Here is a 14,445-nt window from a genome sequence, read left to right as displayed (position 1 = left end):
ATGGTCTGTGTGACGAGCACCTCAATCTCCCCCACGGCCACCGCGCCCGTAGTGAACCGACCCAATCCGGTCGCGGTCGGAACGATCGTCTGGCTGAGCAGCGAGGTCATGTTCTTCGCGGGCCTGTTCGCGATCTACTTCACCCTGCGCAGCACCTCGCCGGAGCTGTGGGCAGCCGAGACCGGCATCCTCAACGTCCCGTACGCGACGGTGAACACGATCATCCTGGTCGCGTCCTCCTTCACGTGCCAGGCGGGAGTGTTCGCCGCAGAGCGCCTCCAGCCGCGCGCGACGGGCATGAGCCCGCTCAAGTGGGGCATGGTCGAGTGGTTCTTCGTCACCTACGCGCTGGGCGCCGTCTTCGTCTCGGGTCAGGTCTTCGAGTACGCCACCCTCGTCTCCGAGGGCGTGAGCCTCTCGAGCAACGCCTACGGCTCCGCGTTCTACATCACCACCGGATTCCACGCGCTGCACGTCACCGGCGGTCTGATCGCCTTCCTCCTCGTCATCGGCCGCGGCTTCGCGGTCAAGAACTTCGGCCACAAGGAGGCGACCAGCGCGATCGTCGTCTCCTACTACTGGCACTTCGTCGACGTCGTCTGGGTCGCCCTGTTCGTCGTCATCTACTTCCTCAAGTGACCCGCGTGGCACCGATGGACTCCACCCCCGAACCCCGCAGGAAGGTTGCCTCGATGGCCTCCCCGAAGACGAAGAGCCGCGCCAAGAAGGGTCGCCGCCACCCTCTCGCCACGCTGGCTCTGATCGCCATCGGCCTCGGCCTGACGGGCGGCACGTACGCGGCCGTCGGCGTGGCGACCTCTGCCTCCGCCGAGACCTCGGCCAACAGTCAGCAGACGATCGACGAGGGCTCCAAGCTCTTCGCGGCCAACTGCGCCACCTGCCACGGCCTCGACGCCGCCGGCACCGACAACGCCCCGTCGCTCATCGGCGTCGGCGCGGCCTCGGTCGACTTCCAGGTCGGCACCGGCCGCATGCCGATGCAGATGCAGGGACCGCAGGCGCTCGAGAAGCCGGTGCAGTTCACCGACGAGCAGGTCGCCGAGCTGGCCGCCTACGTCGCGTCGCTCGCCCCCGGCCCCGCCATCCCCGAGGGCGAGGTCCTCGACGGACAGGGCGACAGCGCCAACGGCGCCGAGCTCTTCCGCATCAACTGCGCGATGTGCCACAACGTCGCCGGAGCCGGCGGCGCGCTGACCGAGGGCAAGTTCGCTCCCCCGCTGGGCGGCGTGACCGAGGCGCACATCTACGAGGCGATGGTCACCGGCCCGCAGAACATGCCGGTCTTCAACGACCTCAACATCTCGCCCGAGGACAAGCGCGACATCATCTCGTACCTCAAGTACATCGAGGCCAACCCGTCTCCCGGCGGATTCGCGCTCGGCTCCCTCGGGCCGGTCGCGGAGGGCCTCTTCCTCTGGATCTTCGGTCTCGGCGCCATCGTCGCGCTCACGGTGTGGATCACCGCCCGATCGAACTAGCGAACACCGGCGCCCCGACGGGCGCTTCCAGTCAAGGGCACCGAGCGGTGCCGAGCAGGCGTGAGACAACACGGCGTGAAAAGGAGAACCATGGCAGAGCACGATGAGGGTGGCGGCACCGACCTCGCCACCTCGTCGGCCACCGGGCACGGGACGGCTCCGGCCGGCACCGCGGTCGTGACGCGGGGACGCGTCCAGGACCCGGGACTCCCGCCGCACCGCCCCCGGATGACCGACCTCGACCCCAAGGTCGAGAAGCGTGCCGAGCGCACGGTGTACACGCTCTTCTACCTGTCCTTCGCGGGCTCCATCTTCGCGGTCGCCGCGTACATGGCGTTCCCGATCACGGAGGATGTGGCGTCGGTCCGGCTGAACACCCTGTTCATCGGCCTCGGCATGTCCCTCGCCCTGCTGGGCATCGGCATCGCCGCCGTCCACTGGGGCAAGCAGCTGATGTCGGACCACGAGGGCATCGACATCCGCCACCCCGTCCGCAGCTCCGAGGACACCCGCGCGCGCGCCCTCGAGATCTTCGACCAGTCCGACAAGGAGTCCGGCTTCGGCCGGCGCTCGCTCGTCCGGAACAGCCTCATCGGCGCCCTGGTCGTCTTCCCCCTGCCCGCCGTGATCCTGTTCCGGGGCCTCGGCCCGCAGGATCAGAACCCCGTCGCCCTCCTCAAGACCACGATGTGGCGCGAGGGCACGAGGCTCACCCTGGACCCCTCGGGTGCCCCGATCCTCGCATCGGACGTCACCCTGGGCTCCGCCTTCCACGTCATCCCCGAGGGACTCGACGAAGTCGAGGGCAAGCTGGAGGAGAAGGCCAAAGCCGCCGTCCTCCTGATGCGCCTGAAGCCGGAAGACCTGATCGTCAGCGAGGGTCGCGAGACCTGGAACTACGACGGGATCGTCGCCTACTCCAAGATCTGCACGCACGTCGGCTGCCCCGTGGCACTGTACGAGCAGCAGACCCACCACCTGCTGTGCCCGTGCCACCAGTCGCAGTTCGACATCACGCGCGAAGCCGCTGTGATCTTCGGACCCGCGAAGCGCCCGCTTCCGCAGCTACCCATCACCATCGACGACGAGGGCTATCTGGTCGCGCAGCGCGACTTCACGGAGCCCGTCGGTCCGTCCTTCTGGGAGCGATGACTCACATGTCCACCACCACCCCCGCACGTCCCGCCGGCCCCCCCGCCGAGCAGGGCGACGGCGTCATCCTGGGCAGCGGCAAGCTGCAGAAGGGATACGTCGGAGCCGCGTCGAACTACATCGACGAGCGCACGAGCATCTCGGCGGTCGTCAAGGAGTTCGGCCGCAAGATCTTCCCCGACCACTGGTCGTTCCTCCTGGGCGAGGTGGCGCTGTACAGCTTCGTCATCATCCTGCTCTCGGGCACGTTCCTCACCTTCTTCTTCCAGGCCTCCATGGTCGAGACGCACTACGAGGGCAGCTACCTGCCCCTGAAGGGCATCGAGATGTCCGCGGCGATGTCCTCGTCGCTCGACATCTCGTTCGACATCCGCGGCGGCCTCCTGATGCGCCAGATCCACCACTGGGCGGCCCTGCTGTTCGTGGCCTCGATCGGCCTGCACATGCTGCGCATCTTCTTCACCGGTGCGTTCCGCAAGCCGCGCGAGCTCAACTGGGTCATCGGCTTCGTCCTCTTCATCCTCGCGATGGCCGAGGGCTTCACCGGCTACTCCCTCCCCGACGACCTGCTCTCGGGCAACGGCCTCCGCATCATCGACGGCATGGTCAAGGGCATCCCGATCGTGGGCACCTGGATCTCGTTCCTCCTCTTCGGCGGCGAGTTCCCGGGCACCGACATCGTCGGCCGTCTCTACACCCTGCACATCCTGCTGCTGCCCGCCCTGGTGCTCGCGTTCATCGCGCTCCACCTCGTGTTCGTGGTCGTCCACAAGCACACCCAGTTTCCGGGTGCCGGCAAGACCGAGCAGAACGTCGTCGGCTACCCGGTGCTGCCGGTCTACGCCGCCAAGGCCGGTGGGTTCTTCTTCATCGTCTTCGGTGTCGTCGTCCTCATCGCCTCGCTGTTCACGATCAACCCGATCTGGAACTACGGACCGTACGACCCCTCGCCGGTGTCGGCCGGAACCCAGCCCGACTGGTACATCGGCTTCGCCGACGGTGCCCTGCGTCTGATCCCGCCGGGACTCGAGTGGGCCATCCCGGGCATCGGCACCCTGTCGTTCAACATCCTGATCCCGCTCGGCGGCCTGGGGCTGTTCATCGTCCTGGTGATGCTCTACCCGTTCATCGAGGCCTGGATCACCGGTGACAAGCGCGAGCACCACCTGCTGGACCGCCCGCGCAACGCCGCGACCCGTACGGCCATCGGTGCCGCCGGTGTCACGTTCTACGCCGGTCTCTGGGCCGCCGCGTCGTCGGACATCATCGCGACCCACTTCCACCTCACGATGGAAGGCGTCATCCACTCGCTGCAGTTCGCGGTCATCGTCGGCCCGTTCATCGCCTACTTCATCACCAAGCGCATCTGCCTCGCGCTGCAGAAGAAGGACCGCGAGATCGCCCTGCACGGCTTCGAGTCCGGCCGCATCGTCCGCCTCCCCGGCGGCGAGTTCATCGAGGTGCACCAGCAGCTCGACGAGTACGAGCGCTGGAAGCTCGTCAGCCAGGACGAGTACCAGCCCCTGATGATCCGTCCTGACTCCCGCGGCCGCATCAGCGCCCCGCAGCGTGTGCGGGCCGGGCTCTCCCGCTGGTTCTTCGAGGACCGCATCACTCCCGTCACCCAGAAGGAGCTCGAGAGCTCGCACAGCGAGCACTAGGCCCCCTCCCCCGAAGGGCCCGGACGATCCGTCGTCCGGGCCCTTCGTCGTGCTTGGCGGACGGTGTGCCTGATCGATGATGCCGACGCGTCAGCCCGAGTGCCCGAGCAGCCAGCGCACTCCGAACCGGTCCGTCACCTGGCCGTCGTGGTCGCCCCACGGCCTCTCCTGCAGCGGATCCGCGACGGTGCCATGCTCTGCGAGCCGTTCGAACCAGGCGGCCGTCGTGACGGCGTCAGCGGCGCCCAGGAGCGCGAGGACGAGCCCGTCCATCCGCAGCTCCGCGCCGTGCTCATCGGCCGCGAAGATCGCCACAGGGCCGCTGAGCGCGCCATGCGCGATCGCCTCCGGGCTGCCGTCGGTGCGCCCGAACTCCTCGAGGGCGTGCAGCTCGAGCTCGCCCCCGAAGACCTCGCGATAGAACGTCAGAGCCTCTCGGGCGCGACCGTCGAAGAACAGGTACGGAACAGGACTCATGCGCCCATCCTCCCCCGCCCGCGTCGACAGTCAAGGAACCCCCGCACGTCGATCGAGGCCGCCCCGAAGTGCAGGCTCCCTCGACGGTTCGTGGATCCCTCGGCGCCGGGAGCGACGGGCCCTAGGAGCCGTTGCCGATCAGCTGCAGCTGCGAGCCGTCGATGTCGACGAGGAATCCCGCGCGCAGTCCCCAGGGCTGCCTCCGGACGGGCACGAGCCGAGGATGGCCGCTGCTCCGCTCCGGCACCCCGGAGCCCTTGATCCGCGCGTACAGCGCGTCGACGTCATCGACCCGGATGCTGCACATCGCGTCGCTCTCGGCGGGGACGAGGTCGGCGAAGGGGAAGAACTCGAGCTCGAGCCCTCCTGAGCGCAGGATCAGCCAGCTGTCACCCCGATAGCCCGGGCTGAATCCGAAGCGGCCGTAGAAGGCGATCGTGGCGTCGAGGTCGCGGGAGGGCAGGTTCGGCACCGCACGGTCGGTCATCGCGCGAGCCTACTCCGACCGACGGACGCAGCGCCCGATCGCAGTCCGGGGCCGGACGGACGAGAGGGCCGGGTGCCGGAGGACGAATCCTCCTGCACCCGGCCCTCTCACCGGAGACACCGCCTAGCGGGCGAAGTACCCGCGGTAGTACTCGTAGACCCAGCCGGCGATCGCGACGAGGAAGAGACCGACCGCGATGTAGACGATCCAGAAACCGACGGCGAGACCGAGGAAGGCCAGCGCCGCCGATGCGCCGAGGATCAGCGGCCACCAGCTCCACGGGCTGAAGAAGCCCAGCTCCGGGTCACCGTCGTCGATGTCCGCGTCGAGACGGTCCTCGGGCAGCTCGGCGCCCTGAGCCTTGTGGACACGGCCGACGTAGAACGCGATGAACGCGCCCAGCACCGACGAGAGGGCGATGCCGACGGTGCCGACCCACTCGATCTGGCCCGTGTCGATGAGCGACCAGACGATGTAGGTGACATCGGCGAGGAGGAAGAAGCCGGCCAGCAGCCAGAACAGATTGACGTTCGCGCGCATGGCCCTACTTCACCGTGCCTTCGGACTTGTCGTACGTGGGGGCGTCCGGAGCATCCTTCGCCGGACCGATGCCGACGGGGATGCCGGCCTCGGGGTGGTTGAGGTCGAAGGCCGGAGCCTCGCTGCGGATGCGCGGGATCGAGGTGAAGTTGTGACGGGGCGGCGGGCACGAGGTCGCCCACTCGAGCGACCGCGAGAAGCCCCAGGGGTCGTTGACGGTGACCTTCGGAGCCTTCCGCGCCGTGATGTACACGTTGAGGAAGAACGGGATGAGCGACACCGCGAGGATCATCGCGCCCACGGTCGACACCTGGTTCATCCACGTGAAGCCGTCCTCGGGCAGGTAGCTCGCGTAGCGACGGGGCATGCCCACGACGCCGAGCCAGTGCTGGATGAGGAACGTGGTGTGGAAGCCGATGAACAGCAGCCAGAAGTGCCACTTGCCCAGCGTCTCGTTGAGCATCTTGCCGGTCCACTTGGGCCACCAGAAGTAGAAGCCCGAGAACATCGCGAAGACGACCGTGCCGAAGACGACGTAGTGGAAGTGCGCCACGACGAAGTAGGAGTCGGAGACGTGGAAGTCGAGCGGCGGTGAGGCGAGGATGACGCCCGTGAGCCCACCGAAGGTGAAGGTGATCAGGAAGCCGATCGCCCAGATCATGGGGGTCTCGAACGTCACCGAGCCTCGCCACATCGTGCCGATCCAGTTGAAGATCTTCACGCCCGTCGGCACTGCGATGAGCATCGTCATCAGCGAGAAGAACGGCAGGAGGACGGAGCCGGTCACGTACATGTGGTGCGCCCAGACGGTGACCGAGAGGGCCGCGATCGCGATGGTCGCGTAGATCAGCGTCTTGTAGCCGAAGATCGGCTTGCGGCTGAACACCGGGAAGACCTCGGAGACGATGCCGAAGAACGGCAGCGCGATGATGTACACCTCGGGGTGGCCGAAGAACCAGAAGAGGTGCTGCCAGAGCAGGACGCCGCCGTTGGCCGCGTCGTAGATGTGCGCGTCGAAGACGCGGTCGGCTCCGAGCCCGAACATCGCCGCGGCGAGGACGGGGAACGCGAGCAGCACGAGGATCGAGGTCACGAGGATGTTCCACGTGAAGATCGGCATGCGGAACATCGTCATGCCGGGAGCGCGCATCGTGATGATCGTCGTGATGAAGTTCACCGCGCCGAGGATCGTGCCGAATCCGGACAGGGCGAGGCCGAAGACCCAGAGATTGCCGCCCAGCCCTGGCGAGAACGTCGTGCTCGAGAGTGGCGCGTAGGCGAACCAGCCGAAGGACGCCGCTCCCTGCGGGGTGACGAAGCCGGCGACGGCGATGAGCGAGCCGAAGCTGTAGAACCAGTAGGCCAGCGCGTTCAGTCGCGGGAAGGCGACGTCGGGGGCGCCGATCTGCAGCGGCATCAGCACGTTGGCGAAGCCGGCGAACAGCGGCGTCGCGAACATCAGCAGCATGATCGTGCCGTGCATCGTGAAGAGCTGGTTGTACTGCTCGCGGGTCTCGACCACGGCGAGGCCGGGCTCGAAGAGCTGGGCGCGGATGACCAGCGCCATCACTCCCGCGATGCAGAAGTAGATGAAGGAGGTGATCAGGTACATGTACCCGATGACCTTGTGGTCGGTGGACGTCATCCAGCGAACGAGGACGTTCGCCTTGCGCTCGACCGGCGGGGTGCCGAATGCGCGGGACGACGGGGCGGGTGCGGTGGCGGTGCTCATGCTCCCTTACTCCTCGTTCTCGGTGCGGACCGGCGCGTCGGTGCCGGGCAGGTTGCTGTTGCGGTCGTACTCCGCGCCGAGCTGGCCGGTCTGGCCCGCGTCGCGCAGCGACTGGATGTAGTCCTCGTACTCGGCCTCGGAGACGACCTTGACGTTGAAGAGCATCGCCGAGTGGTACTCGCCGCAGAGCTCGGCGCACTTGCCGGCGTAGGTCCCCTCCTTGAGCGGAGTGACGTACATGAAGTTCGTCTTGCCGGGGATCATGTCCTTCTTGTAGAGGAAGTCCACGACCCAGAAGGAGTGGATCACGTCGCGAGCGTCGAGCTGGATCGTGATCTTCTTGCCGACGGGCAGGTAGAGGGTGGGCACCTCGGACTCGACGAGCGAGCCGGCGGCGTCGCCGGTGCCTCCCTCGTACTGGCCCTGGATGCCGGCCGAGTAGACGTCCTCGTCGACGTAGTTGAAGTCCCACGCCCACTGCTTGCCGTAGACCTGGATGGTCTCGTCGGGGTCGTCGTAGGGCTGCTCGATCGCGGCCTGGTCGCGCGCGGTGAAGGCGAAGAACCCGATCACGAGGATGAGCGGCACGATCGTGTAGAAGATCTCGATCGGCATGTTGTACCGCAGCTGCACGGGGAGGCCGGTCTGGCCCTTCCGGCGGCGGTAGACGACGACCGCCCAGATGGTGAGACCCCACGTGATCACACCGACCGCGAGCAGGACGATCCAGGAGGTGACCCACAGGCCGATGACCCGGTCGACGTTGTTCGTCGTCCCGGGTTCGGTGGGGAGCCAGCCCTGGAGCTGCTCCTGCGAGCAGCCCGCGAGAACGAGGGCGAGGGCTCCTGCGACGGGGGCGGCTACCCACCTGCGGAGACGGCGATTCAAACGCACCGGTGACCTTTCGGAAGACTGGGGACCAGTTCACACGAAACTGTATTAGACCGTCGCTAGCCTACCTCGCCGTGTCCGGACCCCGATGCAACGACCCCGCTCTTGACGCCCGGGCCGCTCGGTGCCAAGGACGACGAACGGCGCCCGACGGCCCCTCGGGAGGGACTGTCGGGCGCCGGATCGGTGCGGTGCGCTGCTCCTAGTGGAAGCTGTCTCCGCAGGCGCAGCTGCCCTGCGCGTTGGGGTTGTCGATCGTGAAGCCCTGCTTCTGGATGGTGTCCTCGAAGTCGATCGAGGCGCCGTCGAGGTAGGGGACGCTCATCTTGTCGACCACGAGGCCGACGCCCTCGAACTCGACCACCGCGTCGGCGTCGAGCGTGCGCTCGTCGAAGTAGAGCTGGTAGATCAGGCCCGAGCAGCCGCCGGGCTGGACGGCGACGCGCAGACGCAGGTCGTCGCGGCCCTCCTGCTGCAGGAGGCTCTTGACCTTGGCGGCGGCCGTCGGGGTCATCGAGACGCCGTGCGCGCTGGTCGCGGTGGTCGTGTCGGCTGCGGCGGTCAGTGTCGTGTCGGACATGTCACTCCTCGGGGAACGGGCGGGATCGGACGCCGTGAGACTCCGATTCTACGAGAGCAACCTGGAGGCGGAGCAGGGTATTCCGGATCCGGCCCCGTCGGTCGCGAGAGGCGACCGCTCAGTCGCGGTGCGCGGCCGCCCGGAGCAGGAAGAGCGCCTCCGTCTGAGCCGCACGCTTGAAGACGCCGAGGTGCAGCGACTCGTTCGGGCTGTGCGCCCGGGAGTCGGGGTCCTCGACTCCCGTCACCAGGATCTGCGCGGCCGGGAACTCGCGGACGAGATCGGCGATGAACGGGATGCTGCCTCCCGCGCTGGTCTCGAGCGCGGCGCGGCCCCAGGCATCGGCCATGGCGTCCTTCACCAGGCCGACGGCCCAGCCGGAGGTGTCGACGAGGAACGGCTCCCCCGTGTCGACGTCGTCGATCTCGAGGTGCGCGCCGAACGGGGCGTGGGCGCGCAGGTGCCGCTCCACCGCCTCGAAGCCCTCGCGGGCGGCCTGACCGGGAGCGATCCGCGCGCTGATCTTGACCGTGATCGCGGGGCTGAGCGTGTTCGAGGCGTCGACGACGCTCGGGGCGTCGATGCCTGTCACCGTGATCGACGGCTTCGACCAGACCCGCGAGAGGATCGGCCCCTCCCCGATCAGGGAGACGCCGTCGAGAACGCCTGCGTCCCGGCGGAACTCGGCCTCGGCGACCTCTGGCACGACCCCGTAGTGCTCCTCGAGGCCGTCGACCGCGACGGCGCCGGACTCGGTCCAGAGCGTCGACAGCAGGCGGAGCGTGGCGAGCATCGCGTCGGGGACGGCGCCGCCGAGCATCCCGGAGTGCGACGCGTGGTCGAGGGTGCGGACGGTGAGCGTGAATGTGACGTTGCCGCGCAGGCCCACGGTGAGAGAGGGAGTGTCGATGTCCCAGTTGTCGCTGTCGGCGACGACGATCACATCGGCGCGCAGCGCGTCGTGGTGCTCGCGGAGGAACGTGGGGAACGACCGCGAGCCGAACTCCTCCTCCCCCTCGATGAAGAGGACGAGGCCCAGATCGTGGTCGTCGCCCGCGACCTCGCGGAGTGCCCTGACCGCGGCGAGGTGCGAGACGACTCCCGCCTTGTCGTCGGCGGCGCCCCGGCCGTAGAGACGGTCCCCGCGCACGGTCGGCTCGAACGGAGGCGTGTCCCACGAGGACTCGGCGCCCTGCGGCTGCACGTCGTGGTGCGCGTAGAGCAGGACAGTGGGCGCGCCGTTCCGCGCGGCCCGCGTCGCGAGCACCGCCGGCTGACCGAGGACTCCGGAGTCGCCGATGGTCGACCGGCGGATCGAGACCTCCTCGAACGCCCCGGTCTCCCGCGCCAGCTCCGAGATGGCATCGGCGCTGGCGGCCACCCGGGTCGCGTCGAAGCCGTCCCACGAGACCGACGGGATGCGCACGAGCCGACCGAGCTCGCCGAGGGAGCGGGGCAGGTCGTCGCGGACGGCGGCGAGCACCGCCTCCTCATCGGCAGAGAGAGTGGACGGCGGAGTCGGAGCGTCGAGAGGCATGGAGGTAATCTTAGGAAACTCCCTCGATTCCAAGGACGTTCCCCGTGGCCAAGCCCCCGATCGCAACCGACACCCCCGACGACGCCACCCCCTCGGCGTCCGGCAAGGGGCGGCCGACGCCCACGCGGCGCGAGCAGGAGCTGGCCCGCAAGCGCCCCCTCGTCGTCACCGACCGCAAGCAGGCCGCCCGCGACGCGCGCGAGAAGGCTGCGCTCCAGCGCGAGCAGGCCCGGGTCGGCATGGCCGCCGGCGATCAGCGCTACCTGCCGCTGCGCGACAAGGGCCCGCAGCGCAAGTTCGTGCGCGACTGGGTCGACGCGCGCTTCAGCCTCGGCGAGTTCCTCATCCCGGTGATGGTCGTCGTGCTGCTGCTGAGCTTCTTCCCGCAGCCCGAGCTGCAGTACGCGACGCTCATCATCCTCTGGCTGTTCTTCCTCCTCGCCGTCATCGACTGCATCCTGCTCGGCCTCCGCCTGCGCAGGAAGCTGGCCGAGCGCTACGGAGCCGACAAGGTCGAGAAGGGCATCCGCTGGTACGCCGCGATGCGCGCCCTCCAGCTCCGCGTGATGCGCCTCCCCAAGCCCCAGGTCAAGCGCCGCGCGTACCCGAGCTGAGCGCGAAGCGCTCAGCCTGAGCCCGTCCTCGCCGGGCTCAGTGGACAGCTCCGCGGGCTCAGTGCGAGCGGAGCTCGCGGAGCCCCCGGTTGATGGATCTGGCCCAGAGGGGGCCGAGGTAGATGAACGCGGTGTAGCCCTGGACGAGGGTGGCGCCGGCGTCGAGGCGGGCGCGGACGTCGTCCGCGGTCTCGACTCCGCCGACCGAGATCACGCAGAACGAGGCGGGGACGACGGCGCGGATGAGGCGCAGGACCTCCAGGGACCGGGCGGCGAGCGGAGCGCCCGAGAGTCCGCCGGCTCCGGCACCCTCGACGACGGCGCGGTCCGTCTGCAGGCCCTCCCGGGAGAGCGTCGTGTTGGTGGCGATGATGCCGTCGAGGCCGAGGCGCACGGCGAGCTCGGCGACCCGGGCGACCTCGTCGTCGGAGAGGTCGGGGGCGATCTTCACGAGCAGCGGAGTCGCGTCGGCCGCGTCCTTCACCGCCGCGAGCAGGGGCTCGAGCCGGTCGATCTCCTGCAAGCCCCGGAGCCCCGGGGTGTTGGGCGAGCTCACGTTGACGACGAGGTAGTCGGCGAGGGGGGCGAGCATCCGCGCGCTGACGAGGTAGTCCTCGACGGCGTCGTCGACGGAGACCACCCGGCTCTTGCCGATGTTCACGCCGATCACCGGACGACGGCGTGCAGTGCGGAGGCGCGCGAGGCGCCCCGCGGCCGCACGCGCCCCGTGGTTGTTGAATCCCATCCGGTTGACGACGGCGCGGTCGGCGATCAGGCGGAAGAGCCGGGGCCGGTCGTTGCCGGGCTGCGGCTGAGCGGTGAGGGTGCCGACCTCGACGTGCCCGAAGCCGAGGGCGCCGAGACCGAGAACGGCGGTCGCGTCCTTGTCGAAGCCCGCCGCGACTCCGAACGGCGTCTCGAAGCGCAGCCCGAGCGCCTCGACCGACAGATCGGCACGGGGAACCGTGAAGCGGCGCACGAGCGGAGCGACGACGCCGAGCGCGCGGATCACCGGCAACGCGAGATGGTGAGCGCGCTCGGGATCGATCCTGCGCAGGAGAGTCGAGAACAGCAGCGGGTACACGGCGCTCAGACCTCGTCGGCGCTCTGCGCGGCGCCCGCGCGCTCGGCGCGCAGCAGCAGGATGGCCGACTCGAAGTCGTCCAGCGAGTCGAACGCCTGGTAGACGCTCGCGAAGCGGAGGTAGGCGACCTCGTCGAGCTCGCGCAGCGGAGCGAGGATCGCGAGCCCGATGTCGTTCGCATCGATCTGCGAGGCGCCCGTCGAGCGGATGTTCTCCTCGACGCGCTGGGCGAGCACCGCGAGATCCGAGTCGGTGACGGGGCGTCCCTGGCAGGCCTTGCGCACGCCGCTCACGATCTTCTCGCGGCTGAACGGCTCGACGACTCCGCTGCGCTTGATCACGACGAGGCTCGCGGTCTCGGTCGTCGAGAAGCGCCGCCCGCAGGCGGGGCACTGCCGACGCCTCCGGATCGAGAGGCCGTCGTCGCTGGTGCGCGAGTCGATGACGCGCGAGTCGGGGTGGCGGCAGAAGGGGCAGAACATCGGATGCCTCCCGAGATCAGGCGAAGCGGGCGTCGACCGCGTCGCCGTGCGCGGGCAGCGCCTCGGCGTCGCTGAGCGCGCGGATGTGCGGGGCGACCCGCTCGAGGGCGGACCGGTCGTAGGAGATCAGCTGCTGCGGGCGCAGGAAGGTGTACGCGCCGAGCCCGGAGGAGAAGCGCGCCTGACCGAGGGTCGGCAGCACGTGGTTCGAGCCGGCGAGGTAGTCGCCGAGGCTGACGGGTGAGGTCGGGCCGAGGAAGATCGCCCCGGCGTCGTGGATCCGCTCGGCGGTCGCCTCCGGGTCGACGGTGTGCAGCTCGAGGTGCTCGGGGCCGTATGCGTCGCTGAAGGCGCACGCGATCTCGAGGTCGTCGACGATCACGAGCGCCGACTGGGGGCCGCCGAGGGCGATCGCGACGCGCTCGGAGTGGTGGGTCAGGGGCGCCATCGCCGCGAGCTCGCGCTCGACCGCACGGACGAGGCCGATGTCGTCGGTGACGAGGACCGCCGAGGCCGACTCGTCGTGCTCGGCCTGGCTGATCAGATCGGCGGCGACCAGTCGCGCGTCGGCGCTCGAGTCGGCGATCACGAGGATCTCGGTGGGTCCGGCTTCGGAGTCGATGCCGACCTGTCCGAGGACCTGGCGCTTGGCGGTGGTCACCCAGATGTTGCCGGGGCCGGTGACGATGCTGACCGGCTCGAGGCCGATCGAGTCGACGCCGTAGGCGAGGGCGGCGACGGCGCCCGCTCCCCCGGCGGCGTAGACCTCGTCGATGCCGAGGAGCCCTGCGGCCGCGAGGATCGTGGGGTGCACGGCTCCGCCGAAGGCCTTCTGCGGAGGCGAGGTGATCGCGATGGAGGCGACTCCGGCCGCCTGCGCGGGGACGGCGTTCATGACGACGCTCGAGGGGTAGACGGCCTTGCCGCCGGGCACGTACAGCCCGGCGCGTGAGACCGGCTGCCAGCGCTGGGTGACGGTCGCTCCGTCGTCGAGGCGGGTGGTGCGGGCGGGCGGGATCTGCGCGGCGCTCGCCCGGCGGACCCGGTCGATCGCCTCCTCGAGGGCACGGCGGACGGCCGGATCGAGCTCGCGGACCGCGTCGGCGATCTGCACGGCCGGCACCCGCAGGTGGGGAGGGCGCACCCCGTCGAGCCGTTCGGCCTGCTCGAGCAGCGCCTCGGCGCCGCGGGCCCGGACGTCGGCGATCAGCTCGGCGACCACCGGCCCCACGTTCGCGCTGGTGCCCGGATTGCGGGGCACGAGCGCGAGCAGTTCGGTCGCGGACGGACGACGGCCCCGGAGGTCGAGAGTCTGGATCATGGCCGCCCCAGTCTACCGGCCCGCCCCCACCCCCTCCGGCCCTGCGCCGGCCCTGGCGGAGGCGGGCTCCGATCCGCCCCCGCTGGCCCGTCCAGAAGGTTCGCTGCGAGCACCCATCCTGCTGAAGCTGGTGGGTCTCGATACGCCCCTGCGGGGCTACTCGACCAGCATGCCGCGGACGCCCGACCCCCGTCTCGGCGCAGCCGGCCCTCCCCCGTCTCGGCGCAGCCGGACGCCCCCCACCAGCAGCCGACGGCGACCACCTGCGAGGCGAACGGCTGATTCGCGTCCCAGCGAATCGGCCCAGCCGTTCGCCCCCCGCTCCACCCGCGCGACCACCTCGAAGAGCCGACCGCGCGAAGCCGGGCAGGGACCGGCTTCGAATCCA

The 14,445-nt window shown here is 69.4% G+C and carries 15 protein-coding genes; 5 read left to right on the top strand and 10 right to left on the bottom strand.

Translation table 11 applies throughout. The annotated features are described in order from the left end of the window. From ctaE to qcrB, 4 genes are all read left to right on the top strand, one after another. The gene (gene ctaE / locus GRS92_RS13485) at positions 1 to 639 is read left to right on the top strand and encodes an aa3-type cytochrome oxidase subunit III (protein ID WP_159857210.1); all 639 of its coding nucleotides are present in this window, start codon (positions 1 to 3) and stop codon (positions 637 to 639) included. A gap of 53 nt (positions 640 to 692) precedes the next feature. Then, on the top strand, positions 693 to 1,499 hold the full coding sequence (gene qcrC / locus GRS92_RS13480; protein WP_159857209.1) for a cytochrome bc1 complex diheme cytochrome c subunit: 807 nt from the start codon (positions 693 to 695) through the stop codon (positions 1,497 to 1,499). A gap of 90 nt (positions 1,500 to 1,589) precedes the next feature. Then, positions 1,590 to 2,651 (top strand): cytochrome bc1 complex Rieske iron-sulfur subunit, encoded by a 1,062-nt coding sequence (gene qcrA, locus GRS92_RS13475; RefSeq protein WP_159857207.1) that lies wholly within the window; start codon positions 1,590 to 1,592, stop codon positions 2,649 to 2,651. Between the two features lie 5 nt (positions 2,652 to 2,656). Next, positions 2,657 to 4,312 carry a cytochrome bc1 complex cytochrome b subunit gene (gene qcrB / locus GRS92_RS13470; protein WP_159857205.1) on the top strand — a complete coding sequence of 552 codons (1,656 nt, stop codon included), beginning with the start codon at positions 2,657 to 2,659 and terminating at the stop codon, positions 4,310 to 4,312. A 90-nt stretch (positions 4,313 to 4,402) separates the two neighbouring features. On the opposite strand, the gene GRS92_RS13465 is transcribed toward qcrB, so the two are convergent. From GRS92_RS13465 to GRS92_RS13435, 7 genes are all read right to left on the bottom strand, one after another. Further along, positions 4,403 to 4,789 (bottom strand): VOC family protein, encoded by a 387-nt coding sequence (locus GRS92_RS13465; protein WP_159857203.1) that lies wholly within the window; start codon positions 4,787 to 4,789, stop codon positions 4,403 to 4,405. Positions 4,790 to 4,910: 121 nt separating this feature from the next. Then, positions 4,911 to 5,276: a bleomycin resistance protein gene (locus GRS92_RS13460; protein ID WP_159857201.1), complete on the bottom strand. Its 366-nt coding sequence runs from the start codon at positions 5,274 to 5,276 to the stop codon at positions 4,911 to 4,913. 123 nt (positions 5,277 to 5,399) lie between these two features. Next, positions 5,400 to 5,816 (bottom strand): cytochrome c oxidase subunit 4, encoded by a 417-nt coding sequence (locus tag GRS92_RS13455; RefSeq protein ID WP_159857199.1) that lies wholly within the window; start codon positions 5,814 to 5,816, stop codon positions 5,400 to 5,402. Positions 5,817 to 5,820: 4 nt separating this feature from the next. Next, positions 5,821 to 7,548, bottom strand: coding sequence for an aa3-type cytochrome oxidase subunit I (gene ctaD / locus GRS92_RS13450; protein ID WP_159857197.1), 1,728 nt, complete (start codon positions 7,546 to 7,548; stop codon positions 5,821 to 5,823). 6 nt (positions 7,549 to 7,554) lie between these two features. Beyond that, positions 7,555 to 8,442 (bottom strand): aa3-type cytochrome oxidase subunit II, encoded by an 888-nt coding sequence (ctaC, locus tag GRS92_RS13445; protein WP_159857195.1) that lies wholly within the window; start codon positions 8,440 to 8,442, stop codon positions 7,555 to 7,557. Between the two features lie 199 nt (positions 8,443 to 8,641). Continuing rightward, positions 8,642 to 9,019 carry an iron-sulfur cluster insertion protein ErpA gene (gene erpA / locus GRS92_RS13440; protein WP_159857193.1) on the bottom strand — a complete coding sequence of 126 codons (378 nt, stop codon included), beginning with the start codon at positions 9,017 to 9,019 and terminating at the stop codon, positions 8,642 to 8,644. Positions 9,020 to 9,137: 118 nt separating this feature from the next. Further along, complete coding sequence (locus GRS92_RS13435) at positions 9,138 to 10,556, bottom strand: dipeptidase (protein ID WP_159857191.1); 1,419 nt, start codon at positions 10,554 to 10,556, stop codon at positions 9,138 to 9,140. Positions 10,557 to 10,600: 44 nt separating this feature from the next. Between GRS92_RS13435 and GRS92_RS13430 the strand changes: the two genes are divergently transcribed. Then, complete coding sequence (locus tag GRS92_RS13430) at positions 10,601 to 11,170, top strand: DUF3043 domain-containing protein (RefSeq protein ID WP_204162071.1); 570 nt, start codon at positions 10,601 to 10,603, stop codon at positions 11,168 to 11,170. Between the two features lie 58 nt (positions 11,171 to 11,228). Here the strand turns inward: GRS92_RS13430 and GRS92_RS13425 are convergent, their stop codons facing one another. From GRS92_RS13425 to hisD, 3 genes are read right to left on the bottom strand one after another with little or no spacing between them, the layout of a single operon-like run. Beyond that, positions 11,229 to 12,254, bottom strand: coding sequence for a quinone-dependent dihydroorotate dehydrogenase (locus GRS92_RS13425; protein WP_159857189.1), 1,026 nt, complete (start codon positions 12,252 to 12,254; stop codon positions 11,229 to 11,231). 5 nt (positions 12,255 to 12,259) lie between these two features. Continuing rightward, positions 12,260 to 12,736, bottom strand: coding sequence for a transcriptional regulator NrdR (nrdR, locus tag GRS92_RS13420; RefSeq protein ID WP_159857187.1), 477 nt, complete (start codon positions 12,734 to 12,736; stop codon positions 12,260 to 12,262). A gap of 16 nt (positions 12,737 to 12,752) precedes the next feature. Beyond that, the gene (hisD, locus tag GRS92_RS13415; protein ID WP_159857185.1) at positions 12,753 to 14,057 is read right to left on the bottom strand and encodes a histidinol dehydrogenase; all 1,305 of its coding nucleotides are present in this window, start codon (positions 14,055 to 14,057) and stop codon (positions 12,753 to 12,755) included. Positions 14,058 to 14,445: the final 388 nt, after the last annotated feature.

Source organism: Rathayibacter sp. VKM Ac-2754 (assembly GCF_009807095.1).
GTDB lineage: Bacteria > Actinomycetota > Actinomycetes > Actinomycetales > Microbacteriaceae > Rathayibacter.
This window is presented reverse-complemented; position numbering and strand designations above follow the sequence as displayed.

What these genes read in the sequence shown, in the direction of transcription:
- qcrC (WP_159857209.1), top strand. Translation starts at nt 693, where the DNA reads ATGGCCTCCCCGAAGACGAAGAGCCGCGCCAAGAAGGGTCGCCGCCAC.
- GRS92_RS13465 (WP_159857203.1), bottom strand. Translation starts at nt 4,789, where the DNA reads ATGAGTCCTGTTCCGTACCTGTTCTTCGACGGTCGCGCCCGAGAGGCT.
- hisD (WP_159857185.1), bottom strand. Translation starts at nt 14,057, where the DNA reads ATGATCCAGACTCTCGACCTCCGGGGCCGTCGTCCGTCCGCGACCGAA.
- GRS92_RS13460 (WP_159857201.1), bottom strand. Translation starts at nt 5,276, where the DNA reads ATGACCGACCGTGCGGTGCCGAACCTGCCCTCCCGCGACCTCGACGCC.
- qcrA (WP_159857207.1), top strand. Translation starts at nt 1,590, where the DNA reads ATGGCAGAGCACGATGAGGGTGGCGGCACCGACCTCGCCACCTCGTCG.
- qcrB (WP_159857205.1), top strand. Translation starts at nt 2,657, where the DNA reads ATGTCCACCACCACCCCCGCACGTCCCGCCGGCCCCCCCGCCGAGCAG.
- nrdR (WP_159857187.1), bottom strand. Translation starts at nt 12,736, where the DNA reads ATGTTCTGCCCCTTCTGCCGCCACCCCGACTCGCGCGTCATCGACTCG.
- GRS92_RS13435 (WP_159857191.1), bottom strand. Translation starts at nt 10,556, where the DNA reads ATGCCTCTCGACGCTCCGACTCCGCCGTCCACTCTCTCTGCCGATGAG.
- ctaD (WP_159857197.1), bottom strand. Translation starts at nt 7,548, where the DNA reads ATGAGCACCGCCACCGCACCCGCCCCGTCGTCCCGCGCATTCGGCACC.
- GRS92_RS13455 (WP_159857199.1), bottom strand. Translation starts at nt 5,816, where the DNA reads ATGCGCGCGAACGTCAATCTGTTCTGGCTGCTGGCCGGCTTCTTCCTC.
- ctaE (WP_159857210.1), top strand. Translation starts at nt 1, where the DNA reads ATGGTCTGTGTGACGAGCACCTCAATCTCCCCCACGGCCACCGCGCCC.
- erpA (WP_159857193.1), bottom strand. Translation starts at nt 9,019, where the DNA reads ATGTCCGACACGACACTGACCGCCGCAGCCGACACGACCACCGCGACC.